The organism is Streptomyces brasiliensis, assembly GCF_014647875.1.
Classification (GTDB): domain Bacteria; phylum Actinomycetota; class Actinomycetes; order Streptomycetales; family Streptomycetaceae; genus Streptomyces; species Streptomyces brasiliensis.
The window spans coordinates 221477-245153 of the sequence record NZ_BMQA01000002.1 but is presented as its reverse complement, the minus strand read 5'-3'; the positions used below and the strand labels follow the sequence as shown (position 1 = coordinate 245153).

Below are 23677 nucleotides of genomic sequence, written 5' to 3'. Positions count from 1 at the left end.
AACACCTCGACGACGCCCCGGTGCGTGGCGTGGACGCCCTAGCCGGCCACCGAGGCCGACGCGGACGTGCTCCCCTCGGTCAGCGCCGACACCGCTGCCCGGGCCGTCGCCTCGACCAGCGTGATGCCCCGCTGCTGGGTGGCCGTGCCCTTCGAGAGCACGGCCACCAGAAAGCCGCCCCCGTCGACCGTCACGCGGCCGATGCTGTTGACGTCCCACAGCCCGGTCGTGCTGCGCGGCAGCCAGCCGTTCTTCAGCGCCCAGGAGGAACCGTCGGCCACTGCGGAGACCCCCCACGCCTGACCGGCCGCGATGGTCTCCATCAGCCCCCGCAGATACGCCCGCGAGGACTCGCTCAGCTTCGACTCGTCCCCGAACACCTGCCGCAGCAGCGTGAGTTGGTCGGCGGCCGTGGTCTGGGTCAGCCCCCACAGGTCGCCGGAGCCGCCCGTCGTGTCCGTGAGCCCGAAGCGCTCGTTCGCCGAGTCCAGCCCCGCCGCCCCGCCGATGGTCCGCCACAGCGCCGTCGCCGCGTCGTTGTCGCTGTTCTCGATCATCTTCGTGGCGTACGCCTTCTCCGTGACCGTGAGAGGCCGGCCCGCGTCCTGCGCCTGGAGCAGCAGCGCCGCCAGGATGTCGACCTTCACGATGCTCGCCGTGTCGAACGTCCCGCGGCCGTACGCCGCGCTCTGGCCGGACTCCAGGTCCAGCACCGCCACCGCCACCTTCGCGCCGGACGGCACGCTCACCGCGTCCATGGCCCGGCTCAGCAGCTCGTCCGGATCCAACGCCGGCTCGGTCACGGGTTCCACCGACTCCTCCTCACCGGCCGAAGCCGAGGCCTGGGCCGGGACGGAGACCGTCGGCGACGGCGACGACCGCGGCGCCGTAGCGGATATGAGGCCCGGATCGGAGTGCGCCCGCGCCTTCATGTACACGGCCCCGGCCGCCGTCACCCCCACCACGGTCACGGCGGCGATCACGGCGTGGACCAGCGTACGGCTCGGTACGGAAGGCTTCATGCCCGCGATGCTGGAGTGACGGACTGTGCGCTTCGTTAGACGGACGTGAGATCTGTGTCAGGGAAATCTGAGATTCCCGTGAGCCGCGTGTCCGCCCGGTTTCGGGGGCCGCACAAGCGCAGCAGCATCCCCCCGATAAGGTCGGTGACCGTGGCGAACAAGAACATTCCCGACCCCGGTTACTCCGACGACGACGGCTCGGCCGACCCCCGGCTGAGCGCCGCGCTCGCCGCCTGGGCCGAGGACCGCACCGCCGTCGGCCCGGTGCTCGAGGCACTCAAGGGCGCCCGGCTGCTCGTGCCCGTCGTGGCCGTGCTCGGCGAGGTGGAGGAGGACGAGAACCGGCTGCGCCGCGAGAAGACCAGTGACATGGCCGTACCGACCCTGAAGGCCGGGACCCGAACGGCCCTGCCGGCCTTCACCTCCACCGACTCCCTCGCCCGCTGGGACCCGGCGGCCCGCCCCGTCGCCGTACCTCTGCACCAGGCGCTGCAGGCGGCCGCTCACGAGAAGGCGGACACGGTCGTCCTCGACATGGCGGGGCCGGTGCCGTTCGAGCTGACGGGCCCGGCCCTGCTGGCGCTGGCCGAGGGCCGTACGAGCACCGCCCCGCTCGCCGACCCGGCCGTCGTCGAGGCCGTACGCGCCGCCGTCGCCGGCGAGCCCGCGGTGCTGCGCGCCCACCTCGGCCCCGGGCAGGCCGACGGCACCCTGGCTTTGGTCCTGGACCCGGCCGCCGCGCCCGCCGAGGCCGCCCGTGCCGTCGCGGAGCGCCTCGCGGCCGACGACACGCTGAGGGCCCGCCTGGTGCGCGGCCTCGACCTGGCACTGCTGCCGGCCGGGACCACGCCTCCGGGCGAGCCCCTGTTCGTTCGCGGGTGAGCCGTACGACGGATCAGTCGTACACAGGCCGAGCGGACCGGCTAGCCGTAGACCGGCCCGGTGTACTTCTCACCGGGGCCCTGGCCCGGCCCGTCCGGGACGATCGACGCCTCGCGGAACGCCAGCTGCAGTGACTTCAGGCCGTCGCGCAGCGGCGCCGCGTGGAAGGAGCTGATCTCGGTCGCGCTCGCGTCCAGCAGCCCGGCCAGGGCGCCGACCAGCTTGCGGGCCTCGTCGAGGTCCTTGTACTTGTCGCCCTCCTCGGTCAGGCCGAGCTTCACGGCGGCGGCGCTCATCAGGTTGACGGCGACCGTCACGATCACCTCGACCGCGGGGACCTCGGCGATGTCGCGGGCCATCTCGTCGAAGTCGGGCTGCCCGTCCGGGCTGGAGGGGGAGGTCTCACTCATGCGGGACACGATAGGCGCCGGGGCGCGTGCGGCCCCAGTCGGCCTCGGTTAGCCGTTCCCGGCCCGAGCTGCTAGCCTTGTTGAACGACCGGTCGGACACCGCGTGCCCGGCCCACAAGTGGAGGCTCCGATCTCCCACCTGACCGTCCCACGGGACGGCGGGTCACCGGTCAGACGACCACCACCGTTCCGTACGGACGGTGGAGTCGTCCGATTCGCGCCCCGCGGGCTCACCGCGGCGGTGCTCCGGCTGCTTCGGAGTCCCGCCTGTGTCCCGTCCGGGGCATTTTTCATGTGCCGTGATGGTTGGTCTCCATGTCAGCCAGACATACGTGGTCGTCCGCCAGGCGGCCGCATGGTGCTACCGAGGAGGATCCATCAGCACCGAGCCCCGCATCAACGACCGGATTCGCGTTCCCGAGGTGCGACTTGTCGGTCCCAGTGGCGAGCAGGTCGGCATCGTGCCGCTCGCGAAGGCCCTGGAGCTTGCGCAGGAGTACGACCTCGACCTGGTCGAGGTCGCGGCGAACGCCCGTCCGCCCGTGTGCAAGCTCATGGACTACGGGAAGTTCAAGTACGAGTCGGCCATGAAGGCCCGTGAGGCGCGCAAGAACCAGGCGCACACGGTCATCAAGGAGATGAAGCTCCGGCCGAAGATCGACCCGCACGACTATGACACCAAGAAGGGTCACGTCGTCCGGTTCCTCAAGCAGGGCGACAAGGTCAAGATCACGATCATGTTCCGTGGTCGCGAGCAGTCCCGGCCCGAACTGGGCTACCGACTGCTGCAGCGTCTCGCGGAGGACGTCCAGGACCTCGGCTTCGTGGAGTCGAACCCGAAGCAGGACGGCCGCAACATGATCATGGTTCTCGGTCCGCACAAGAAGAAGACCGAGGCGATGGCCGAGGCTCGCCAGGCGCAGGAGGCCCGCAAGGCGGAGGCGAAGGCCAACCCCGGTCGTTCGCAGAACCCCGCCGAGGCCGAGGCCGAGGCGCCCGCCGAGGAACCCGCCGAGGCGTGATCCGAGGGACGCGAGTCCCCTGGATGTAACCGAAACAAGCAGCGACGCTCCACCGTGCCCGGTTTTCGCGACCGGGCACCGGAGCGCCACCGACGAGGAGATAACGGCGCTATGCCGAAGAACAAGTCGCACAGCGGTGCCAGCAAGCGCTTCAAGATCACCGGCTCCGGCAAGGTGCTCCGTGAGCGCGCCGGCAAGCGCCACCTGCTCGAGCACAAGTCGTCCCGCGTGACGCGTCGTCTCACCGGCAACGCCGAGATGGCCCCGGGCGACGCCGCGAAGATCAAGAAGCTTCTCGGCAAGTGACGCCGGGGGCGCGCACAAGCGCCCTGCGTCAGGACCGGGACCCAGCCGTTTCCGGGCCGCGTGAGTCGAACCGCGGCCCCGCTACAAGGAGTTAAACAAGTGGCACGCGTCAAGCGGGCAGTCAACGCCCACAAGAAGCGCCGGGCGATCCTCGAGCAGGCCTCCGGCTACCGCGGTCAGCGGTCGCGCCTGTACCGCAAGGCCAAGGAGCAGGTCACCCACTCGCTGGTCTACAACTACAACGACCGCAAGAAGCGCAAGGGCGACTTCCGTCAGCTGTGGATCCAGCGCATCAACGCCGCTGCCCGCGCCAACGGCATCACGTACAACCGCTTCATCCAGGGTCTGAAGGCCGCGAACATCGAGGTCGACCGCAAGATCCTGGCCGAGCTGGCCGTCAACGACGCGAGCGCGTTCGCCGCGCTCGTCGAGGCCGCGCAGAAGGCGCTGCCGGCGGACGTCAACGCGCCGAAGGCCGCGTGACGCTGCGCCGGCTTCAGCCGACGTGAACTGTAGGACCCGCAGGCTGTATGGCTTGCGGGTCCTGCCATTGGGTGGGCCGGTGGTCGTTCGGCCGCGGGCCCGATGTGGCTGGTCGCGCGCACGCGGTGGAGCCGCATATCGACACAGCCCCGCGCCCCTTCGTGCGCTACAAGTCTCCGAAGGTATGAGGATGCCCCCCGTCTCTCCTGAGCTGATCTCCCCCCGTTCCGCGCGTGTGGCTGCCGCTCGGCGGCTGGGGAAGCGGAATTTCCGGAGTAAGGAGCGGCTGTTCCTCGCCGAGGGGCCGCAGGCCGTGCGGGAAGCCGCGGGACACCGGGACACGCTGGTCGAGCTGTTCGCCACCGTCGAGGCCGCGGAGCGGTACGCCGACATCATGGGGGAGGCACGCGACGCCGGTGCCCGGGTGCATCTCGCCGACGAGCAGGTGATCGCCGACATCTCCACCACCGTGACCCCGCAGGGCCTCGTCGGGGTGTGCCGGTTCGTGGACACGCCGTTCGAGGAGATCCTGGCCGGCCGGCCCAAGCTCGTCGCCGTCCTCGCACACGTACGGGACCCCGGGAACGCCGGGACCGTGCTGCGGTGCGCCGACGCCGCCGGGGCCGAGGCCGTCGTCCTCACCGACGCCTCCGTCGACCTGTACAACCCCAAGGCCGTCCGCGCCTCCGTCGGCTCGCTGTTCCATCTGCCCGTCGCCGTCGGCGTCCCCGTCGAGCGGGCCGTCGCCGGGCTCAAGGACGCCGGCGTACGCATCCTCGCCGCCGACGGGGCCGGCACCGACGACCTCGACGACGAGCTGGACAAGGGGACCATGGGCGGGCCCACCGCCTGGGTGTTCGGGAACGAGGCCTGGGGGCTCCCGGAGGAGACCCGCGCGCTGGCGGACGCCGTCGTGCGCGTCCCCATCCACGGGAAGGCCGAGAGTCTGAACCTCGCCACCGCCGCCGCCGTATGTCTCTACGCGTCGGCCCGTGCACAGCGCGCCTCCGGAGGGTGCCGTTCCGTCACCGAGAGCTAGTAGGGTGACCAGCTCGGGGGCCCACGGCAGCTGAAGGGTGGGGTACGGGGATGAGCGTCGGCACGAGCGGGCGGGACGTGCGGCGTGTGCCCGCGCCCCGGCACGAGGACCCCGGTGGTGTCGGCGTCGACCCCGAGGAGCTGCCCGACGGCCTGGTGATCGCCGACGAGCACGGGCGGGTCGTCTGCTTCAACTCGGCAGCCGCCCGCATCACCGCCGTACGGCGCGAGGACGCCCTGGGACAACGCCTGGACAAGGCCCTGCCCCTGGAGGACCTGGAGGGGCGGCGCTGGTGGCAGCTGACCGATCCCTACGGCGGGCTCGCCATCCGGGTGCGCCAGCCCGAGCGCAACCTGTTGCTGCCCGGGGGCCGGGAAGTCCTCGTCTCGGTCCGGTACGTGCGCGACGAGCCCACCGGCCCCGTCCGCCGGGTCGTCGTCTGCCTGCGGGACACCGAGGCCCGCCGCCGCACCGAGCGCAGCCATGCCGAGCTGATCGCCACGGTCGCCCACGAGCTGCGCTCCCCGCTCACCTCGGTCAAAGGCTTCACCGCGACCCTGCTGGCCAAGTGGGAGAGATTCACCGACGACCAGAAGCGGCTGATGCTGGAGACCGTGGACGCCGACGCCGACCGTGTCACCCGGCTCATCGCCGAGCTGCTCGACATCTCCCGCATCGACTCCGGACGCCTCGAGGTGCGCAGGCAGCCCGTCGACATGGGCGCCGCCGTCGGACGCCACATCCAGGCGTACGTCGCCGCCGGCCAGCCCGCCGACCGGTTCCTGCTGCGCATCGAGCAGCCGCTGCCCGCCCTGTGGGCCGACCCCGACAAGATCGACCAGGTCCTCAGCAACCTGCTGGAAAATGCCGTGCGGCACGGCGAGGGAACCGTCACCATCGACATCACGCCCTCGGTGGCCCCGCGCGAAGCGGAGGACGCCGGTACGTCGGTCACGGTGAGCGACGAGGGCCCCGGCATCCCGGAGGAGTCCATGAACCGCGTCTTCACCCGCTTCTGGCGGGGCAGCAAGCGCGGTGGCACGGGCCTCGGGCTCTACATCGTCAAGGGCATCGTCGAGGCCCACGGCGGCACCATCACGGTCGGACGCGCGCCCGGCGGGGGCGCCGAGTTCCGATTTACGTTGCCCGTGAGCACTCCGGCGTATCTCGCCTGACGGCCACGGGCGCATTCGTATTCCGCCACCCCGTTAGACTCGGCCTTTGGCACCTATGTGTCCTGCACACGGCGCTGTCAGTCGGTGACTCGGCCGGTGACGGGGACCCTCAGCCAGCCAATCGGAAGCACGGGAAGAGATGTCGGCACCCAATAAGTCGTACGACCCTGTCGAGGTCGAGACGTTGAAACCGGAAGAGATCGAGCGCATGCGGGACGAGGCGCTCGCCGCCTTCGCCGCCGCGGACTCCCTCGACGCGCTCCACGAGGCCAAGGTCGCCCACACCGGCCCCGCCTCACCGCTGGCCCTCGCCAACCGCGAGATCGGCGCCCTGCCCCCGCATGCCAAGGCCGAGGCCGGCAAACGCGTCGGCCAGGCCCGCGGCGCCGTCAACAAGGCCCTCACCGGCCGCCAGGCCGAACTGGAGGCCGAGCGCGACGCCCGGGTGCTCGTCGAGGAGGCGGTGGACGTCACGCTGCCGTACGACCGGGTACCGGCCGGTGCGCGGCACCCGCTGACCACGATGATGGAGCGGGTCGCGGACGTCTTCGTGTCCATGGGGTACGAGGTCGCCGAGGGCCCCGAGGTCGAGGCGGAGTGGTTCAACTTCGACGCCCTGAACTTCACCCCCGACCACCCGGCCCGGCAGATGCAGGACACCTTCTTCGTCGAGGGCCCGAAGGGCGATCACGGTGAGTCGGGTGTCATCCTGCGCACCCACACCTCGCCCGTGCAGGCCCGCGCCCTGCTGTCACGCGAGCTGCCCGTCTACATCGTCTGTCCCGGCCGTGTGTACCGCACGGACGAGCTGGACGCCACGCACACCCCGGTCTTCCACCAGATCGAGCTGCTGGCCGTCGACGAGGGCCTGACCATGGCGGACCTCAAAGGCACCCTGGACCACATGGTCCAGTCGCTGTTCGGCGCGGACATGAAGACCCGGCTGCGGCCGAACTACTTCCCCTTCACCGAGCCGTCCGCCGAGATGGACATGCTCTGCTACGTGTGCAAGGGCGCCTCCGTCGGCAACCCCGACCGGCCCTGCCGCACCTGCTCCAGCGAGGGCTGGATCGAGCTGGGCGGCTGCGGCATGGTCAACCCGCGGGTGCTCGTCGCCTGCGGCGTCGACCCCGAGAAGTACAGCGGATTCGCCTTCGGGTTCGGCATCGAGCGGATGCTGATGTTCCGCCACAACGTCGAAGACATGCGAGACATGGTCGAGGGTGACGTCCGGTTCACCCGGCCGTTCGGGATGGAGATCTGATGCGGATCCCGCTTTCTTGGCTGCGGGAGTACGTCGACCTGCCGGCGACTCAGACCGGCCGTGACGTCCAGGCGAAGCTGATCTCGGTCGGCCTCGAGGTCGAGACCGTCGAACAGCTCGGCGCCGACCTCAAGGGGCCGCTCGTCGTCGGCCAGGTGCTGACCATCGAGGAGCTCGAGGGCTTCAAGAAGCCGATCCGCTTCTGCACCGTCGACGTCGGCCAGGCCAACGGGACCGGCGAGCCCCAGGAGGTCGTCTGCGGCGCCCGCAACTTCGCCGTCGGCGACAAGGTCGTCGTGGTCCTGCCCGGTGCCGTCCTGCCCGGCGGCTTCGCGATCTCCGCGCGCAAGACCTACGGCAAGGTCTCGCACGGCATGATCTGCTCCAGCGACGAGCTGGGCATGGGCGACGACGGCACCAAGGGCATCATCGTGCTGCCGCCGGAGACCGAGATCGGCATCGACGCCATCGAGCTGCTCCAGCTCGTCGACGAGGTGCTCGACATCGCCGTCACTCCCGACCGCGGCTACGCCCTGTCCCTGCGCGGCGTCGCCCGCGAGGCCGCCACCGCCTACGGCCTGTCCCTGCGCGACCCGGCCCTGCTCGACGTGCCCGCGCCGAACGCCTACGGCTACCCGGTGCGGGTCAGCGACGCCTGCGGCTGCGACCGCTTCACCGCCCGCACGGTCAGCGGCCTCGACCCCGAGGCACACTCCCCGATCTGGCTGCGGCGCCGCCTCCAGAAGGCGGGCATGCGCCCGATCTCGCTGGCCGTCGACGTCACCAACTACGTGATGCTGGAGCTGGGCCAGCCCCTGCACGCGTACGACCGCGCCCGCGTCGAAGGCGCGATCGGCGTGCGCCGGGCCGAGCCGGGCGAGAAGCTCACCACCCTCGACGGCGTCGAGCGCACGCTGTCCGACGAGGACCTGGTCATCACCGACGACCGCGGTCCGATCGGCCTCGCGGGCGTCATGGGCGGCGCCAACACGGAGATCGACGAGACGGACGGCACGACCACCGACGTCGTGATCGAGGCCGCCCACTTCGACGCGATCTCCATCGCCCGCACCGCCCGCCGGCACAAGCTGTCCTCCGAGGCGTCCCGTCGCTTCGAGCGCGGCGTGGACCCGCAGGCCGCGTCCGCCGCCGCGCAGCGCACGGTCGACCTGCTCGTGCTGCTCGCGGGCGGCACGGCGGACGCCGGTGTCACCGAGGTCATCGCGCCCACCGCGCCGCACACCATCACCATCCCGGCCGACCACCCGGACAAGGTCGCGGGTGTCGCCTACGGCCGCGAGACCGTCGTACGCCGCCTCCAGGAGGTCGGCTGCGACGTCTACGGGCAGGACGAGCTGAACGTCACCGTCCCGTCCTGGCGGTCCGACCTCACCGACCCGAACGACCTCGCCGAAGAGGTCATCCGGCTCGAGGGCTACGAGAACCTGCCGTCCACGCTGCCCAAGCCCCCCGCGGGCCTGGGCCTGACCGAGCGGCAGCGCCTCCACCGCCGCATCGGCCGCGCCCTGGCCGGCGCCGGCTACGTCGAGGCGCCGAACTACCCGTTCATCGGCGAGCAGGTCTTCGACCAGTTCAACCTGGCCGCCGACGACCCGAAGCGCCGGGTCGTCAAGCTGGTCAACCCGCTTTCCGACGAGGAGCCCGCGCTCCGTACGACGCTGCTGCCCGGCCTGCTGGGCGCCCTGCGTCGCAATGATGGCCGCGGCTCGCACGACCTGGCCCTCTTCGAGACCGGCCTGGTCTTCCACCCGCGCGAGGAGCTGAAGGTCGCGGTGCGCCTGCCCGTCGACCATCGGCCCACCGACGAGGAGCTCGCCCCCCTCGACGAGGCGCTGCCCGAGCAGCCCCGGCACGCCGCCGTCGTCCTCGCCGGCGCCCGTGAGCAGGCCGGCTGGTGGGGCAAGGGCCACCCGTCCGACTGGGCCGACGCCATCGAGGCCGCCCGGATCCTCGCCCGCGAGTCCGGGACCGGACTGATCGTCCGCAAGGGCCAGTACGGCCCGTGGCACCCAGGCCGCTGCGCCGAGCTGGCGGTCGTCGTGGACGGCGCGGAGCGGGTCGTCGGGTACGCCGGTGAGCTGCACCCCGGCGTCCTGAAGACCCTGGGCCTGCCCGCGCGCACCTGCGCGATGGAGCTGAACCTGGACGTCCTGGAGCAGGCGAGCGCGGGCCTCGTGAAGAGCCCGCACATCTCGACGTTCCCGGTCGCGACGCAGGATGTCGCCCTGGTGGTCGACGAGGGCGTTCCGCATGCCGACGTGGAGGCCGCGCTGAGTGAGGGTGCGGGTGAACTCCTCGAGTCCATCCGGCTGTTCGACGTCTACGAGAACGCCGAGCAGCTGGGTGAGGGTCGTAAGTCGCTGGCGTATGCGCTCCGCTTCCGGGCGGGGGACCGGACGCTGACGGTTGACGAGGCGTCTGCTGCGCGGGACGCCGCGGTTGCCCTCGCGGGCTCGCGTACGGGAGCGGTGCTTCGGGCCTAGGCGCCGTGCCTGGTCGCCGTGGGGGACTGTGTGGTTCGGCGGCTGCGGGTCGTCGGTGGCTTGTCGCGCCTACCCGGCGGAGCCGCATATCGACACAGTCCCGCGGCCCTATCGGGGCGCGTTGCAGTGCGGCTACCTGCATAAATGCAGCGGTTCTCACTCGTTTGAGTGGCAACTGGGGCTGATCTGGTCCTCCAGGTCATGCCGTCGACAGAATCGGACCGGCCTTTCGGGGTCGGTCCGATTCTGCTCTGTCGGGGCTGGTGTGGGGGCATCCGCATGTTCCGTATCAAGGCACGGGCGCCCACCCGGCGTCTGCTCACCCTGGGGCTCCCCACCGCATGGGGCAGTGTGGCGATCACCTACAAGCTGGCCTGCCCGCTCGCGCAGCAGAACGGGCTCGGCGCGCGGATCGGCACCAGTGCCGTGTTCCTCGTCGTCGGCACCGGGCTCATAGCGCACGTCCACCGCACTCTGCTGCGTGAGCTGCGGCAGATTCGCAAGGTCGCCGGTGCCGCCCAGAGCGTGCTGCTGCGTCCGCCGCCGCCACGGCTCGACGGCCTGACCGTCGCCGCCGCCCAGTTGTCCGCCGACCGGGGTGCGGCCATCGGCGGCGATCTGTACGAGGCGATCGCCACCGAGCACGGTGTGCGAATGGTGATGGGGGACGTGCGCGGCCACGGTCTCGCCGCGCTCGGCACCGTCGCCGCCGTCCTCGGCAGCTTCCGCGAGGCTGCCCACGACGAGCGTGAACTGGCCGCCGTGTTACGGCGGTTGGAGCGCGCTCTCGTCCGCCGTCTACACGAACGTGCCCGCGCCGAACACCCGTCGAGCTGCCGGGAACCCGATGACCCGGTGGCCGAGGAGTTCGTCACGGTCCTCCTCCTGGAGATCGGTCGCGACGGACAGGTGAGCGCCCTCAACTGCGGCCATCCCTGGCCCTATCGGCTGGGTGGCTACGGGGTTGAGCCCCTGGCGCACAGCGACCCCCTGCCGCCGCTGGGCCCGTTCCCGCTCCCGGCCGGCCTGGTCGCCGTACCATGTGGCGAACTGCGTGCCGGCGAGTCCCTGGTCCTCTACACGGACGGCGCGGAGGACGCCCGTGATGCGAGGGGCCGCTTCTTCTCCCTGCCGGAGACATTGGCCGACGCGACGCGCGCTCCCACGACCACACCCCAGGCCATCCTGCGCAGGGTCTTCTCGGCCTTGCTCCGCCACACAAGAGGCGCTCCGACGGACGACGTCGCTGTTCTCATCCTGCGGAACGACAGGAATTGGGCGAAGCGCAGCGAGACCTACAGGGGCGCGGGGAACTGCGCGAACAACCCCCACGCACCCGCACCCGACAACACGCCGTTGGCCGCACCCCCTTAGCCGCACGGCCAAGCCGCCGCTGTACGAGGGGGAGCCGGCGGCCCGGCCGGCCTCTTGCGAGGCAGTTCAGTCAATCGGTCCGACACTCTCCGCAACAGCGCGCGCACAGCCCGGATTCGCGCACTCCGTTCGCACCCCGTGTGAAGGCGCTCGCACTACTCTGACGGCACCAGGCCACTCGGGGGGCATTCCATGCAGCCCAACACTCTGCTCGACGCGATCCTGGACGAGGCGGGGATCTCGCACGCCGGTCTCGCCGCGCACGTCAACCAGGCGGGCCGGGCGCGGGGTCTCGCGCTCCGTTACGAACACACCGCCGTCGCACGGTGGTTGAAGGGCCAGCGGCCACGCGGCCAGGTGCCCGATCTGATCTGCGAGGTGCTCGCGGGGCGGCTGCACCGGCCCGTCACGCTCGACGACATCGGCCTCGGTGTCCCGGGCGGGCCCTCGACCCCGCACGGCACCTCGCTGTCCGGGTTCGTCGAGCGGGCCACCGCTCTGTGGCGCTCCGACGAACAGCAGCGCCCGCACATACTCGGTGCGCCGGCCGTCACCGGCACGCCCGCCGTGATGCCCGTGTGGGAGTGGGAGAACCCGCCCGAGGACGTGGACGTCTCGCGCGGCGGCCGGCACCGGGTCACGCCGGCCGACCTCGAGATGCTGCGCGCCGCCCGTACGCACTACGAGCAGATGTACCGCAAGGCGGGCGGCATGGCGACCCGCACGCGCATCGTCGGCTTCCTCAACGCCGAGGCGGCTCCGTTGCTGCGCGGCAGCTACACCGATGCCACGGGGCGTCAACTGCACAGAGCCACCGGCGGGTTGGTGGCGATCGCCGGGATCTGCGCATACGACTCCGACGCCCACGGGCTCGCCCAGCGTTACTTCCACCAGGCGCTCAGGCTCGCGAAGGCCAGTGGGGACCGGGGACTCGGGGCGTACGTCATCGCGCTGCTCGTCAACCAGGCGCTGTTCATGCGGGAGTACCGGCAGGCCGTCGCCTTCGCGGAGGCCGCGCTGCGGGCCGCGGGCAAGCACATCACCCCGGCCCTCGCCTCGGACCTGTACGCGATGCAGGCCAAGGCGTACGCCCGCCTCGGCGACGGCACGAGCGCGCTGTCCTGCATCCGGCGGGCCGAGACGGCCGCCGAACGCATCCGGCGCGGGTACGAACCCGATGAGACCGGCTATGTCCAGCCGGGCCTGGTCAATGTGCAGGTGGCCGAGGCGCTTCTCAGCCTGGGCGAGCTGGCCGCCGCCCGGGAGCACGCGGCGGCGGCCGTGGACAATCCGGCGCACGACCGGGGCCGGGTGCACCGGCTGGCCATGCTCAGCACCATCGAGCTGCGGCAGGGCAACGTCGACAAGGCGGTGGCGACGGCGGTGCAGATGGCCGAGCAGGCGCGGGGGATGGAGTCCCAGCGGCTGCGCGACAGACTGCGCGCGGTACGCGAGCACCTGGTGCGCAGCGGTTGTGCCGGAACCGCTGAAGCCGCCGAACTCATCGACGGGGCACTGCGCGTACCGCTGTAGGCCACTCGACGCTGCTGCTGCGATATTGCCACTTACTCGGCGGAAGGTGGCAGAACCGTGCAGTGGACAAAACAGAACGAACAAACTGTCTATGAAAATCGCTGGTTCAGCGTCAATCTCGCGGATGTCGAGCTGCCGGACGGCCGGCACCTCGACCACTTCTTGATACGGCTGCGGCCGGTGGCCGTGGCCACGGTGGTGAACGAGGCACGCGAGGTCCTTCTCCTGTGGCGCCACCGATTCATCACGGACAGCTGGGGGTGGGAACTTGCGGCCGGAGTCGTGGAGGACGGCGAGGACATCCCGCGCGCGGCCGCGCGGGAACTGGAGGAGGAGACTGGCTGGCGGCCGGGACCCCTGCACCACCTGATGACCGTGGAGCCGTCCAACGGCCTCACGGACGCCCGGCACCACATCTACTGGGCCGACGAGGGCGAGTACGTCGGGCATCCCGTGGACGACTTCGAGTCGGACCGCCGGGAATGGGTCCCCCTCAAGCTCGTCCCCGACATGGTCGCCCGCGGCGAGGTCCCGGCCGCCAACATGGCGGCCGCGTTACTCCTGCTGCACCATCTCCGGCTCGCCGACGGCTAATGGGCCAGCGCCTGCCAGATCGCCACGGCGAGGGCCCCGACGGCCGCGAGGGCCGCGACGGAGGGGAGCGGCCAACGGGCGTGCTCCAGCGAGTGCATCCGGCTGTTCAGCTCGTCCAGTTCCTTGGCCGTCTCCTCCGTGCGATGGCTGAGCAGGGCCAGTCCTCCCTCGACTCGGGCGTACGCCACGTCGAGGCGGCGACGTAACTCTGCGAGTTCTCCATGGACCTCGGGATGCTCGGGATCGGCGGTCACGGGTCCACTCCTCTCTGTTGTCACATGTGGTTGTTCCACATCCCTTGCATGCGCATCAGGAGTCAACTCGCCTGGTGGGCGCGAGGGGAGCGTGCGCGCGGGGCATATGCGGGCCCGGCGCGCACACGGTGTGTGAAACAGACGGGCCCGGCACCCAAGGCGGTGCCGGGCCCGTGAAGAGTCGCTCCCCGTAACCAGCCGTAGGTGGCCCGAGCGGGTCTTGCGGCCGAGCTGGCCCGCCTCGACCATGCGCCGGAGCAGCGGGGGAGCGGCGTAGAGCGGCTCCTTGTAATCCTCGGCCATGTGCGTGGCACCTGGTGTTCGAACGGGGGACCGGGGCGAGCTGCCCGCTGCACGCCCATGAAGGACGGGCCTCCTGGTAGCCGCTGGTTTCGCAGGCATCCGGAGGCCGCCTGGCGGAAGCGCCGACGGGACGAACCGGACGATCACGCCCTCGGCCGATACCGGGGAGGCTTGCCCCATGAGATCCACCTCGCCTGCGACGGTCGCGGCCGTCCCGCGGCCCTCCAGATCACCCCGGCCGACGACCGCCCCACTGGTTCGCATGGCGAGGCGGAAGACGCGGAGATGTCGTGCGGTCCGTGGCCGGCTGGATGCTTCCGCGCACCCAGGTTGGGCCGCCGGCCCCGCGAATCCAGAGGCAGGCGGTGTCAGGCAGGCGGAAGCCGGAGACATCCCAGGGACTTTTCAGGGACTTTCACGGTTGTCGGAGGGGGTACATCAGGGATATTCCGCCGCCTGAACAGGTAGCGCCCCGCACAAGGTGGAAAGACGCGAACCTGGCGGCGGCCCAGCGCAGCCCGGTCGTGCGCCTGGCACGGAAAGGCGTGGGCCTGACACGGAACTTCCCATGTCAGGCCCACAGTTGTGCCATCAGCCGTACGTGTAGAACCCCGACCCCGACTTCCGGCCAAGGCGCCCCGCGTCCACCATCCGCTGCAGCAGCGGCGGCGCCGCGTACAGCGGCTCCTTGTACTCGGCGTACATCGAGTTCGCGACGGAGACGATCGTGTCCAGGCCGATCAGGTCGGACAGCTTCAGCGGGCCCATCGGGTGGGCGCAGCCCATCTCCATGCCGTTGTCGATGTCGTCACGGCTGGCGATGCCCGACTCGAACATGCGGATCGCGGACAGCAGGTAGGGCACGAGCAGCGCGTTGACCACGAACCCGGAGCGGTCCTGAGCGCGGATGGCGTGCTTGCCCAGCACCTTCTCGGCGAAGATCTGGGCGCGGCTGAGCGTGCCCTCGGACGTGGTGAGCGCCGGGATCAGCTCGACCAGCTTCTGCACCGGGGCCGGGTTGAAGAAGTGGATGCCGACCACATGATCCGGGCGCGAGGTGGCGACCGCGAGCTTCACCAGCGGGATGGAGGAGGTGTTGGAGGCGAGGATCGCGTCCGCACGGGTCATGACCTGGTCGAGCACCTGGAAGATCTCGGTCTTCACCTGCTCGTTCTCCACGACGGCCTCGATCACCAGATCACGGTCCGCGAACTCGCCGAGGTCGGTGGTGAAGCTGAGGCGCGCCTGGGTGACGTCCCGCTCCTCCTCGCTGATCTTGCCGCGCTCGGCGGCCTTGGCCAGGGAGTTGAACAGCCGGGTACGGCCGATCTCCAGGGCCTCGCCGGTGATCTCGGCGACCTTCACGTCCAGGCCGGCGCGGGCGCACACCTCGGCGATGCCGGCGCCCATCTGGCCGGAGCCCACCACTCCGACGCGCGTGATGTCTCCCGCTGGGAAGTCCGTCACATCGTCCCCTTCGCTGGTCTACGGCTCGGCAGGTCCTCCAGATCCGGCGCCTGCTCCGATCGTGCACGTTACCCCCAAGTATCGATGATCGATCGTCCGGGTCGGGGCATCCTGAGGCGCGGAACGATCCGTGACGGAGCGGATCCGCGGTGTATCGGGGTGTGCAGATGGGGCGAATGTCACGCCGGGCGTTCACGGTGGCGGCGCTGACGACGCTGATGGTGGCGCAGGGCGCCACGGCCGCGCCGGACCGGCGGACCGCACCGCGGCGGACGGCGACCGAGATGCGGGGCGTGTGGCTGGCGACGGTCAACAACCGCGACTGGCCCTCGCGCACCGGCCTCACCGCCGCCCAGCAGCGCACGGAGCTGACCGCCCACCTCGACCGGGCGGTCCGTGACCGGCTCAACACCGTGCTCTTCCAGGTCCGCCCCACGGCCGACGCGCTGTGGCCCTCGCCGTACGAGCCGTGGTCCCAGGTCCTCACCGGCACCCAGGGCAAGTCGCCGGGCTGGGACCCGCTAGGCACCGCCGTCACGGAGGCCCACGCCCGGGGACTCCAACTGCACGCCTGGTTCAACCCCTACCGGATCGCAAACCACAGCGACCCCGAGCGCCTGGTCGCCTCGCACCCCGCACGCAGGCATCCGGACTGGGTGGTGCCGTACGGCGGCAAGCTCTACTACAACCCGGGCCTGCCGAAGGTCCGCGCCTTCGTGCAGGACGCGATCCTGGACGCGGTGGCCCGCTACCCGGTGGACGCCGTCCACTTCGACGACTACTTCTACCCGTATCCGGTGGCGGGACAGAGCTTCGCCGACGACGCCGCCTACGACGCGTACGGCGGCGCCTTCTCCAACCGGGCCGCCTGGCGGCGTGACAACATCGACAGGCTGGTGAAGGAGACCGCCGCGCGCATCAGGCAGGTGCGGCCCGGCACGCAGTTCGGGATCAGCCCCTTCGGGGTCTGGCGCAACGCCGCGACCGACTCACGAGGCTCGGACACCCGGGCGGGCGTCCAGGCGTACGACGATCTGTACGCGGACACGCGCGCGTGGGTGCGCAACAGCTGGATCGACTACCTCGTCCCACAGGTGTACTGGAACATCGGCTACCCAGCCGCCGACTACGCCAAGGTCGTGTCCTGGTGGTCAGCCGTGGCGAAGGGCACGAACACGCGGCTCTACATCGGCGAGGCGCTCTACAAGGCGGGCGCAGCGGGACAGCCGGCCGCCTGGCAGGACCCGGCGGAACTGTCCCGGCACCTCACCCGCGCCGCCGCACACCCGGAGGTGCGCGGACACGTCTGGTTCGCCGCTCAGGACACGGCGAAGGACCCGATCCGGGCGATGGCGAGGGTCATCGCCGACCACTACGGGCGGCCGGCGAATCCCCCGCGCTGATCTACTGGGCCTGGGTCTGCTGTTCCCGGTGCCGGACCTCGCAGTCGGGGCCGGGGGACATGACGGCCTCGTGGCCGTCCGGGAAGCGGACGCGGTAGGGCGGGTTGCCCTCCGTGCCCATCACTTCGACGACTTCCGAGACCTGATCGTGCTGGCCGACCACCCTGCCGTGCTGGACAAGGCGGTCACCCACGGTTGCGCGCATCTGGGGGGCCTCCTCACGAACGCGATCGCTGCGTGACGGCGATGCACACGAGCACAGCGGCGGCGGTGACAGGAGCGGCCGCCGTGAGGTGCTCGCCCAGCAGCAGCACCGACCACACCAGTGTGAGCAGCGGCTGGGCCAACTGCAACTGGCTGGCCCGGGGAATGCCGATGGCCGCCATCCCCCGGTACCAGACGACGAGACCGAGGAACTGCGAGCCCGCCGCGACCCACAGCACCCCGGCCACGGCGTGCCCGGTCAGCCGTACCGGCTCGAACGCCAGGGCGAGCCCCGCCGCCGGGACGGAGAGCGGCAGACACAGCACCAGCGCCCAGCCGATGACCTGCCAGCCCGGCATCACCCGGGCCAGCCGGCCGCCCTCGGTGTAGCCCGCCGCGCACACCACCAGGGCCGCGAACAGAAACCCGTCGGCGGCCGTGAGCGCGCCGCCGCTCTGCTGGACGGTGAAGGCGAGGACGGCCGCCGCGCCGGCCAGGGCCGCGGCCCAGAAGGTACGGGAGGGGCGGGTGCCCATGCGCAGGGCCGAGAAGAGCGCGGTGGTCAGCGGGAGCAGGCCCACGACGACGGCGGCGTGCGCGGTGGTCGAGGTCTCCAGGGCGAGCGTGGTCAGCAGCGGGAAGCCGAGGACGACTCCGGTGGCCACGACGGCGAGCCCGGTCCAGTGCCGCCGGTCGGGCAGCGGGACGTGCAGCGCGAGCAGAATGACGCCGGCGATCACCGCAGCGAGGACGCTGCGCACCGCCACCAGGCTCCACGGGCCGAAGCCCTCGAGGCCCCAGGCGGTGGCCGGGAAGGTGAGCGAGAAGGCGGTGACGCCCAGGGCGGCCTGGAGGGTGCCGAGGCCGGTGTGGTGCCCGCGGGGATCGGTGACCGCTATCGGGGTCGTCGCAGTAGCGCTACTCTGTGCTCTCATGCATGAGCGTAGCAGCGTCGGTGAACTGGCGGACAGGCTTCGACAGGAGCTGGACCGCTACTCGCTCGGTGGAAAGCTCCCGTCGAGCCGGGCGCTCGTTGAGCGGTTCCGGGTGAGCCCCGTCACGGTCTCGCGCGCCCTTGCACAGCTGGCGGCCGAGGGCCTGGTGGTGACCCGGCCCGGCGCCGGTGCGTTCCGGGCCCGGCCGCGCACCGCGGCGGCGCCCGCCGGGGACACCTCCTGGCAGGAGGTCGCGCTCAGCGCCGACGGTGCCGTGGACCTCGTACCGCGCACCGTCGACGCCTCCGGGGTCACGGTCTCCCTGGCTGCGCCGCCGCCCGGGGTGCTGGAGCTCAGCGGTGGCTATCTGCACCCCTCGTTGCAGCCCGAGCGGGCGATGGCCGCGGCGCTGGCCCGGGCCGGCCGACGGCCCGGCGCCTGGGGCCGGCCGCCGATGGAGGGACTGCCGGAGCTGCGGGAGTGGTTCGCGCGCGGTATCGGCGGCGGGGTCGGCGCGGCCGAGGTGCTGATCGCGGCGGGCGGTCAGTCGGCGCTGGCCACCACCCTGCGCGCGCTCGCCCCGCCCGGGGCCCCTGTGCTCGTCGAGTCGCCCACCTACCCCGGCATGCTGGCGCTCGCGCGCGCCGCCGGGCTGCGCCCCGTACCCGTCCCCGTGGATCCCGACGGGGTGCGGCCGGGGCTGCTCGCCGACGCGTTCCGGGCCAGCGGCGCCCGGGTGTTCGTCTGCCAGCCCCTGTTCCAGAACCCGACCGGCGCCGTGCTCGCTCCCGAGCGGCGCGGTGAGGTGCTGCGCATCGCGCGCGAGGCGGGCGCCTTCGTGGTGGAGGACGACTTCGTACGGCGCCTCGTGCACGCGGACGCGGGCCCGCTGCCGGGTCCGCTGGCCGCCGACGATCCGGACGGTGTCGTCGTCCACGTCGGCTCGCTGACCAAGGCGACCTCGCCCAGCTTCCGGGTGAGCGCCCTGGCCGCGCGCGGGCCGGTGCTGGAACGCCTGCGCGCCATCCAGGTCGTGGACTCCTTCTTCGTGCCGAGGCCCCTGCAGGAGGCCGCCCTCGAACTGGTCGGTTCACCGGCCTGGCCCCGCCATCTGCGCTCAGTCTCGGCCGAGTTGAAGACCCGCCGCGACACCCTGACGGCGGCCCTGCGCCGCCGCCTCCCCGAACTCGCCCTGCCTCACATTCCGTCCGGCGGCTACCATCTCTGGCTCCGCCTCCCTGACGGCACCGACGACCAGTCCCTCACCGCCGCGGCCCTGCGCGCCGGCGTGGCGATCACCCCCGGCCGCCCGTACTTCAGCGCCGAACCCCCGGCGGCGCACGTCCGGTTGAGCTTCGCGGCGGTCGCCGGGACGGAGGAGATCACGGAGGGGGTACGACGGCTGCGCACGGCCTGCGACGAGGTGCTCTGACGTGTACACGTACACGTACCGGCGGCGCGGCGCGGCGCGAATCCGGTCGACCATCGGCCGCCGGCGCTGGCAGGATCCGTCCATGAGCGACGCGCCTGATCTTCCTGATCTCCCCGGCCCCTCCGGTGCTTCCGGCCCTTCCGATCTACCCGAGGGCTACGAACTCTCCGCCGACGCCGAGCGCATCGACGTCGACCGTGTGCACCGCTGGCTGTCCACGGACGCGTACTGGGCGATCGGACGGTCCCGCGAGAAGCACGCGCGGGCCATGGCCTCGTCGGTGAACTTCGGGGTGTACGACACGGCCTCGGGAGAGCAGGTGGCGTACGCGCGCGTGGTGACCGACCGGGCGCTGTTCGCCTGGCTCGCCGATGTGTACGTCGACCCGTCGGTGCGCGGCAAGGGCGTCGGCACGGCGCTGGTCGGCGGTGTGCGCGAGTATCTGCGGCCGTACGGGCTGCGGCGCGTCCTGCTCGCCACGCACGACGCGCACGGCGTGTACGAGAAGCTCGGCTTCGCGCCGCTCGACCGCCCGGACCAGTGGATGGCGCTGCACTACCCAACTCCGGCCGACCCCGACTGAAGCCGTTTTCAGGCGACTTGTCCGGCAGCTCCTGACTTTCGAGTAAGGTTTCGCACACCGCCGGTAACGCAGCGTCAAAGCCCCTTGACCTGTCTTCTCGCGCGGCACACCATCGCCGCATGCAACTTCGGGTCACGTTCGTCGCCGCCGCGCGCAGTTCGTCACTGCTCGCGGAGCGCTTCGAGGACGACCGGCCGCTGGACCAGGCGGGGTGGGACGAGGTGCAGCATGCCGCGGGTGAGCTGCTGCCGCTTGCCGCGGCCGAGCTGCGCTACTGCTCGCCGACGCCGCGCAGCCGCGCGACCGGCGACGCCCTGGGGTACGCCCCGCTGGTACAACTCGCCCTGCGCGACTGCGACATGGGCCGCTGGCGCGGGCTCACGCTCGCTGAGGCGATGGCCCGGGAGCCTTCGGCGGTGGACGCCTGGCTCGCGGACCCGCGCTCCACTCCGCACGGCGGCGAGTCGCTGATCTCCTTCATCTCCCGGGTCGGCGGCTGGCTCGAGACGCGTCCGGCCGACGACGGTGGCCGGATCGTCGCCGTGGCCGAACCGTCGGTGATCCGCGCCGCCCTGGTGTACGTCCTGAAGGCGCCGCCCGCGTCGTACTGGAACATCGACGTCCGTCCGCTGTCCATGACCACGGTGACGGGACGCGCGGGCCGCTGGAACCTCCGCTTCGACGGCGCCGCCGCTCAGCGCTCGCGCACGTAGTCGGTGACGAGCACGAGGTCCTTCGCGGGACCGGCGACGCGCCACACCGTCCGCCAGTGGTCCGCGTCCCGGACGGTGAACTCGCCCCGGTAGAGGTCGGCGGAACACGGATGGTCGGCGACGTGGCGCCCCGAGGTCAGGTCCAGGTCGTGAAAGGGCCGCCCGTCGGCGAAGCACACCTCGGCCGTACCGGGTACCGCCCCCGGCAGGAAGCGCAGGGTCCGCTCGGCGGGCCGGGCCACACCCTGCCAGGTGAACGTGCCGGACTCCTCGTGCAACAGCCCACCGCCGTCGAGGGGCCGGAAAACGGTGGCGCCTTCGAAGTACCCTTCGTCGCCCGTCGCACGGTCCCGTACGCCGCGCGTCACCCGCCACCGCCCGGCGAGGTGAGCCAGTACATCGGCCACGGGCCAGAACCGCCTGTCCATCGTCATGCCTTCCCCGTCCCGGGCCGCGGGCCGTCCGGGGACCCGGTGGGCGCCTCGCGCTCGGCCTGGGTCCGGATCTCGCAGTGCGCCCCATGGCTCCTGGCCCGCAACGCCTCCTCGTACGCGGCCGGCACCTCACCGAGCCCCGCGCCGGCCGCACCGTGCCCGCGGATCAGCCGGGCCGGCCCGGTGAAGAACACCATGACCGCGGCTGTCCCACCAAACAGAACCAGGTACGGCAGCGGCACACGCACACCGTCGACCCTACGTCCCGTCGAACCTCGAGCGCCGTCCAGGCCGAGCCCTGCCGCCGGTCACCCGCCGAAGTACTTCTGAGCCGCGCGGACGCCGTCGACCAGGGCGTCCACCTCGTCGAGCGTGTTGTAGACGTAGAAGGTCGCCCGGGTGGTCGCCGGAATGCCGTATCGCCGGACGATCGGGCGGGCGCAGTGGTGGCCGACGCGGACCGCGACGCCCCGTTCGTCGAGGACCTGGCCGACGTCGTGCGGGTGGATGCCGTCGACCGTGAAGGAGACGGCGGCGCCGCGGTCGGTGACATCACGGGGGCCGACGATCCGTACGCCCGGCACCTCGGCGAGCAGCTCGAGCGCCCGGGCGGTGAGCGCGTCCTCGTGCGCGGCAACCTCGGCCATACCCAGCGCCTCCAGATAGTCCACCGCCGCCGCGAGCCCGACCGCCTGCGCGGTCATCGGCACGCCCGCCTCGAAGCGCTGCGGGGGCGGCAGGAAGGTCGTACGGTCCATCTCGACCACCTCGATCATCGAACCGCCGGTGAGGAACGGCGGGAGGTCGGCGAGGAGTTCGCGACGGCCCCACAGCACCCCGATGCCGCTCGGGCCGAGCATCTTGTGCCCGGAGAACGCCAGGAAGTCCGCGCCCAGTTCCCGTACGCCGACGGGCCGGTGGGGCACGGACTGGGCGCCGTCGACCACGACGAGGGCCCCGAACGCATGGGCGCGGTCCGCGAGTTCACGCACCGGGTTGACCGTGCCCAGCACATTGGACTGGTGGCCGACGGCGAGGACCTTCGTGCGCTCGTCGATCAGCTCGCCGGCCCGGGTCAGGTCGAGGCGCCCGTCGTCGGTCAGCCCGAACCAGTCCAGAGTCGCCCCGGTGCGCTCGGCCAGCTGCTGCCAGGGGACCAGATTGGCGTGGTGCTCCATCTCGGTGACCACGATCCGGTCGCCGGGGCCGACGCGCCGGGCGTTGCCGAGGGCGTAGGCGACGAGGTTGATGCCCTCGGTGGTGTTCTTGGTGAACACGATCTCGTCGTCCGCGGCGCCGACGAAGCGGGCGACCGTGTGCCGGGCGCCCTCGTACGCCTCCGTCGCCTCGCCCGCCAGCTGGTGCGCACCACGGTGCACGGCCGCGTTGTGCGTGAGGTAGAAGTCCCGCTCGGCGTCGAGGACCTGGAGCGGTTTCTGCGTGGTGGCGCCGGAGTCCAGGTAGACGAGACGGGCGCCGCCGTCCACCGTCCGCCCCAGGATCGGGAAGTCCTTGCGCAGCACGTCCACGTCGAAGGTCACGACGTCTCACCTCTCACGGTTTTCATGATGATTCTCCGTGAGGCACGCTAGGCCTCCTCACGGAGAATCGCAAGCATTACCATGAGAGCCGTGGATCACGCCCCCGTCTACCTGCACCAGCTCCCGGTACCCGGCGAGGAGCGCTATGTCTCGCTGGCCCTGGTCAACACGCGCTTCGCACTCAGCCACGGCCAGGTCGACCTGCTCGACGACCCGGAGGCCGCGCATCTGTGGCTCGTCCGGCACGCGCTGCTGCCGGACCGCGTCACGCTGAACGGACGGCAGACCGGCAGGCTGCTGGTGCTCCGTGAGTCGCTGCGGACACTCTTCGAGGCGTACGGCGCACGGCGGATCCCGCCCGCGGACTCCCTCGCCACCCTCAACTCGGCGCTCGCCGGCGCCCCCTCGACCCCGCACCTCGTCTGGCCGGCCGAGGGCCCGCGCCGCGCCGACGAACCCGACACCGGCAACCCGGCCGCCGCCGCGCTCTCCCTCCTCGCCGAGGACGCCACCGACCTCCTCACCGGAACCGACGCCGGCCAGCTCACCGCCTGCGCCGCCCAGGGCTGCACCCGCTGGTTCCTGCGCTCCCACGGCGCCCGCCGCTGGTGCACGACGAAGTGTGGCAACCGGGTCCGCGCGGCCCGCGCGTACGCGGCGCGCAAGGGTCGCTGACGGACGAGTTCACATTCCAGCCACATTCTCGATGACCTACGTTTTCCTGAAAGTTGCCCTTCCTTTCCGGAAAGCGTCGCTGTGGAATTCTTACCCTCACTTTTCGGTGTGTGCACAACCATTCC

General features: G+C 71.5%; 25 protein-coding genes and 1 pseudogene. 17 read left to right on the top strand and 9 right to left on the bottom strand.

All coding sequences use genetic code 11. The features are described 5' to 3' along the window. Nucleotides 1–38 precede the first annotated feature (38 nt). Nucleotides 39–1022, bottom strand: coding sequence for a serine hydrolase (locus IEZ19_RS04800; protein WP_189309718.1), 984 nt, complete (start codon nt 1020–1022; stop codon nt 39–41). Nucleotides 1023–1172: 150 nt separating this feature from the next. On the opposite strand from IEZ19_RS04800, the gene IEZ19_RS04795 reads away from it, so the two are divergent. After that, a complete protein-coding gene (locus tag IEZ19_RS04795) occupies nt 1173–1904 on the top strand; it encodes an SseB family protein (RefSeq protein WP_189309717.1) in 732 nt (243 codons plus the stop codon). Between the two features lie 41 nt (nt 1905–1945). On the opposite strand, the gene IEZ19_RS04790 is transcribed toward IEZ19_RS04795, so the two are convergent. After that, nucleotides 1946–2314 carry a DUF1844 domain-containing protein gene (locus IEZ19_RS04790; protein WP_189309716.1) on the bottom strand — a complete coding sequence of 123 codons (369 nt, stop codon included), beginning with the start codon at nt 2312–2314 and terminating at the stop codon, nt 1946–1948. A gap of 302 nt (nt 2315–2616) precedes the next feature. On the opposite strand from IEZ19_RS04790, the gene infC reads away from it, so the two are divergent. From infC to IEZ19_RS04740, 10 genes are all read left to right on the top strand, one after another. Then, a complete protein-coding gene (gene infC, locus IEZ19_RS04785) occupies nt 2617–3336 on the top strand; it encodes a translation initiation factor IF-3 (protein WP_189309715.1) in 720 nt (239 codons plus the stop codon). A 111-nt stretch (nt 3337–3447) separates the two neighbouring features. Continuing rightward, the gene (gene rpmI / locus IEZ19_RS04780; RefSeq protein ID WP_003977225.1) at nt 3448–3642 is read left to right on the top strand and encodes a 50S ribosomal protein L35; all 195 of its coding nucleotides are present in this window, start codon (nt 3448–3450) and stop codon (nt 3640–3642) included. Nucleotides 3643–3741: 99 nt separating this feature from the next. Continuing rightward, complete coding sequence (gene rplT, locus IEZ19_RS04775) at nt 3742–4125, top strand: 50S ribosomal protein L20 (RefSeq protein ID WP_189309714.1); 384 nt, start codon at nt 3742–3744, stop codon at nt 4123–4125. 190 nt (nt 4126–4315) lie between these two features. Beyond that, complete coding sequence (locus tag IEZ19_RS04770; protein WP_189309713.1) at nt 4316–5164, top strand: TrmH family RNA methyltransferase; 849 nt, start codon at nt 4316–4318, stop codon at nt 5162–5164. Between the two features lie 50 nt (nt 5165–5214). Next, the gene (locus IEZ19_RS04765; RefSeq protein WP_189309712.1) at nt 5215–6339 is read left to right on the top strand and encodes a sensor histidine kinase; all 1125 of its coding nucleotides are present in this window, start codon (nt 5215–5217) and stop codon (nt 6337–6339) included. Between the two features lie 139 nt (nt 6340–6478). Next, nucleotides 6479–7603 carry a phenylalanine--tRNA ligase subunit alpha gene (gene pheS / locus IEZ19_RS04760; protein ID WP_189309711.1) on the top strand — a complete coding sequence of 375 codons (1125 nt, stop codon included), beginning with the start codon at nt 6479–6481 and terminating at the stop codon, nt 7601–7603. Next, nucleotides 7603–10107: a phenylalanine--tRNA ligase subunit beta gene (gene pheT, locus IEZ19_RS04755; RefSeq protein WP_189309710.1), complete on the top strand. Its 2505-nt coding sequence runs from the start codon at nt 7603–7605 to the stop codon at nt 10105–10107. The genes pheS and pheT overlap by 1 nt, the downstream gene beginning before the upstream one ends. Before the next feature lie 279 nt (nt 10108–10386). Next, entirely contained in the window at nt 10387–11481 is a 1095-nt protein-coding gene (locus tag IEZ19_RS04750; protein WP_189309709.1) for a PP2C family protein-serine/threonine phosphatase, read from the top strand. 192 nt (nt 11482–11673) lie between these two features. After that, complete coding sequence (locus IEZ19_RS04745) at nt 11674–13014, top strand: NsdA family TPR-like regulatory protein (protein WP_189309708.1); 1341 nt, start codon at nt 11674–11676, stop codon at nt 13012–13014. Between the two features lie 57 nt (nt 13015–13071). Continuing rightward, complete coding sequence (locus tag IEZ19_RS04740) at nt 13072–13608, top strand: NUDIX hydrolase (protein ID WP_189309707.1); 537 nt, start codon at nt 13072–13074, stop codon at nt 13606–13608. Here the strand turns inward: IEZ19_RS04740 and IEZ19_RS04735 are convergent. Beyond that, nucleotides 13605–13862, bottom strand: a complete 258-nt coding sequence (locus IEZ19_RS04735; RefSeq protein ID WP_189309706.1) for a hypothetical protein — start codon at nt 13860–13862, stop codon at nt 13605–13607. The two genes, IEZ19_RS04740 and IEZ19_RS04735, sit on opposite strands and share 4 nt — an antisense overlap. A gap of 450 nt (nt 13863–14312) precedes the next feature. On the opposite strand from IEZ19_RS04735, the pseudogene IEZ19_RS50415 reads away from it, so the two are divergent. After that, nucleotides 14313–14408 (top strand): annotated as a pseudogene (locus IEZ19_RS50415) (IS5/IS1182 family transposase); the annotation flags it as partial. 348 nt (nt 14409–14756) lie between these two features. On the opposite strand, the gene IEZ19_RS04730 reads toward IEZ19_RS50415, so the two are convergent. Next, the gene (locus tag IEZ19_RS04730) at nt 14757–15632 is read right to left on the bottom strand and encodes a 3-hydroxybutyryl-CoA dehydrogenase (protein WP_189309705.1); all 876 of its coding nucleotides are present in this window, start codon (nt 15630–15632) and stop codon (nt 14757–14759) included. A gap of 167 nt (nt 15633–15799) precedes the next feature. Here IEZ19_RS04730 and IEZ19_RS04725 point away from each other — a divergent pair, with 167 nt between their 5' ends. Next, a complete protein-coding gene (locus tag IEZ19_RS04725; RefSeq protein WP_189309704.1) occupies nt 15800–17035 on the top strand; it encodes a glycoside hydrolase family 10-like protein in 1236 nt (411 codons plus the stop codon). Nucleotide 17036: 1 nt separating this feature from the next. Here the strand turns inward: IEZ19_RS04725 and IEZ19_RS04720 are convergent, their stop codons facing one another. Together IEZ19_RS04720 and IEZ19_RS04715 are read right to left on the bottom strand one after the other, a co-directional pair. Further along, nucleotides 17037–17240: a DUF1918 domain-containing protein gene (locus IEZ19_RS04720; RefSeq protein WP_189309703.1), complete on the bottom strand. Its 204-nt coding sequence runs from the start codon at nt 17238–17240 to the stop codon at nt 17037–17039. A 13-nt stretch (nt 17241–17253) separates the two neighbouring features. Beyond that, a complete protein-coding gene (locus tag IEZ19_RS04715; protein ID WP_189309702.1) occupies nt 17254–18174 on the bottom strand; it encodes a DMT family transporter in 921 nt (306 codons plus the stop codon). Between IEZ19_RS04715 and IEZ19_RS04710 the strand changes: the two genes are divergently transcribed. From IEZ19_RS04710 to IEZ19_RS04700, 3 genes are all read left to right on the top strand, one after another. Next, nucleotides 18173–19606, top strand: a complete 1434-nt coding sequence (locus IEZ19_RS04710) for an aminotransferase-like domain-containing protein (RefSeq protein ID WP_189309701.1) — start codon at nt 18173–18175, stop codon at nt 19604–19606. The two genes, IEZ19_RS04715 and IEZ19_RS04710, sit on opposite strands and share 2 nt — an antisense overlap. Before the next feature lie 82 nt (nt 19607–19688). After that, nucleotides 19689–20189, top strand: a complete 501-nt coding sequence (locus tag IEZ19_RS04705) for a GNAT family N-acetyltransferase (protein WP_189309700.1) — start codon at nt 19689–19691, stop codon at nt 20187–20189. A gap of 119 nt (nt 20190–20308) precedes the next feature. Continuing rightward, nucleotides 20309–20902: a histidine phosphatase family protein gene (locus IEZ19_RS04700; RefSeq protein ID WP_189309699.1), complete on the top strand. Its 594-nt coding sequence runs from the start codon at nt 20309–20311 to the stop codon at nt 20900–20902. Here IEZ19_RS04700 and IEZ19_RS04695 read toward each other — a convergent pair. From IEZ19_RS04695 to IEZ19_RS04685, 3 genes are all read right to left on the bottom strand, one after another. Further along, nucleotides 20884–21336 carry a DUF6314 family protein gene (locus IEZ19_RS04695; RefSeq protein ID WP_373296911.1) on the bottom strand — a complete coding sequence of 151 codons (453 nt, stop codon included), beginning with the start codon at nt 21334–21336 and terminating at the stop codon, nt 20884–20886. The two genes, IEZ19_RS04700 and IEZ19_RS04695, sit on opposite strands and share 19 nt — an antisense overlap. Next, the gene (locus IEZ19_RS04690; RefSeq protein ID WP_229839953.1) at nt 21333–21533 is read right to left on the bottom strand and encodes a hypothetical protein; all 201 of its coding nucleotides are present in this window, start codon (nt 21531–21533) and stop codon (nt 21333–21335) included. Before IEZ19_RS04690 ends, IEZ19_RS04695 begins: the two co-directional genes overlap by 4 nt. A gap of 111 nt (nt 21534–21644) precedes the next feature. Beyond that, a complete protein-coding gene (locus IEZ19_RS04685; protein ID WP_189309697.1) occupies nt 21645–22877 on the bottom strand; it encodes a cysteine desulfurase in 1233 nt (410 codons plus the stop codon). A gap of 81 nt (nt 22878–22958) precedes the next feature. On the opposite strand from IEZ19_RS04685, the gene IEZ19_RS04680 reads away from it, so the two are divergent. Further along, nucleotides 22959–23552 carry an ABATE domain-containing protein gene (locus tag IEZ19_RS04680; RefSeq protein WP_189309696.1) on the top strand — a complete coding sequence of 198 codons (594 nt, stop codon included), beginning with the start codon at nt 22959–22961 and terminating at the stop codon, nt 23550–23552. Nucleotides 23553–23677 lie beyond the last annotated feature (125 nt).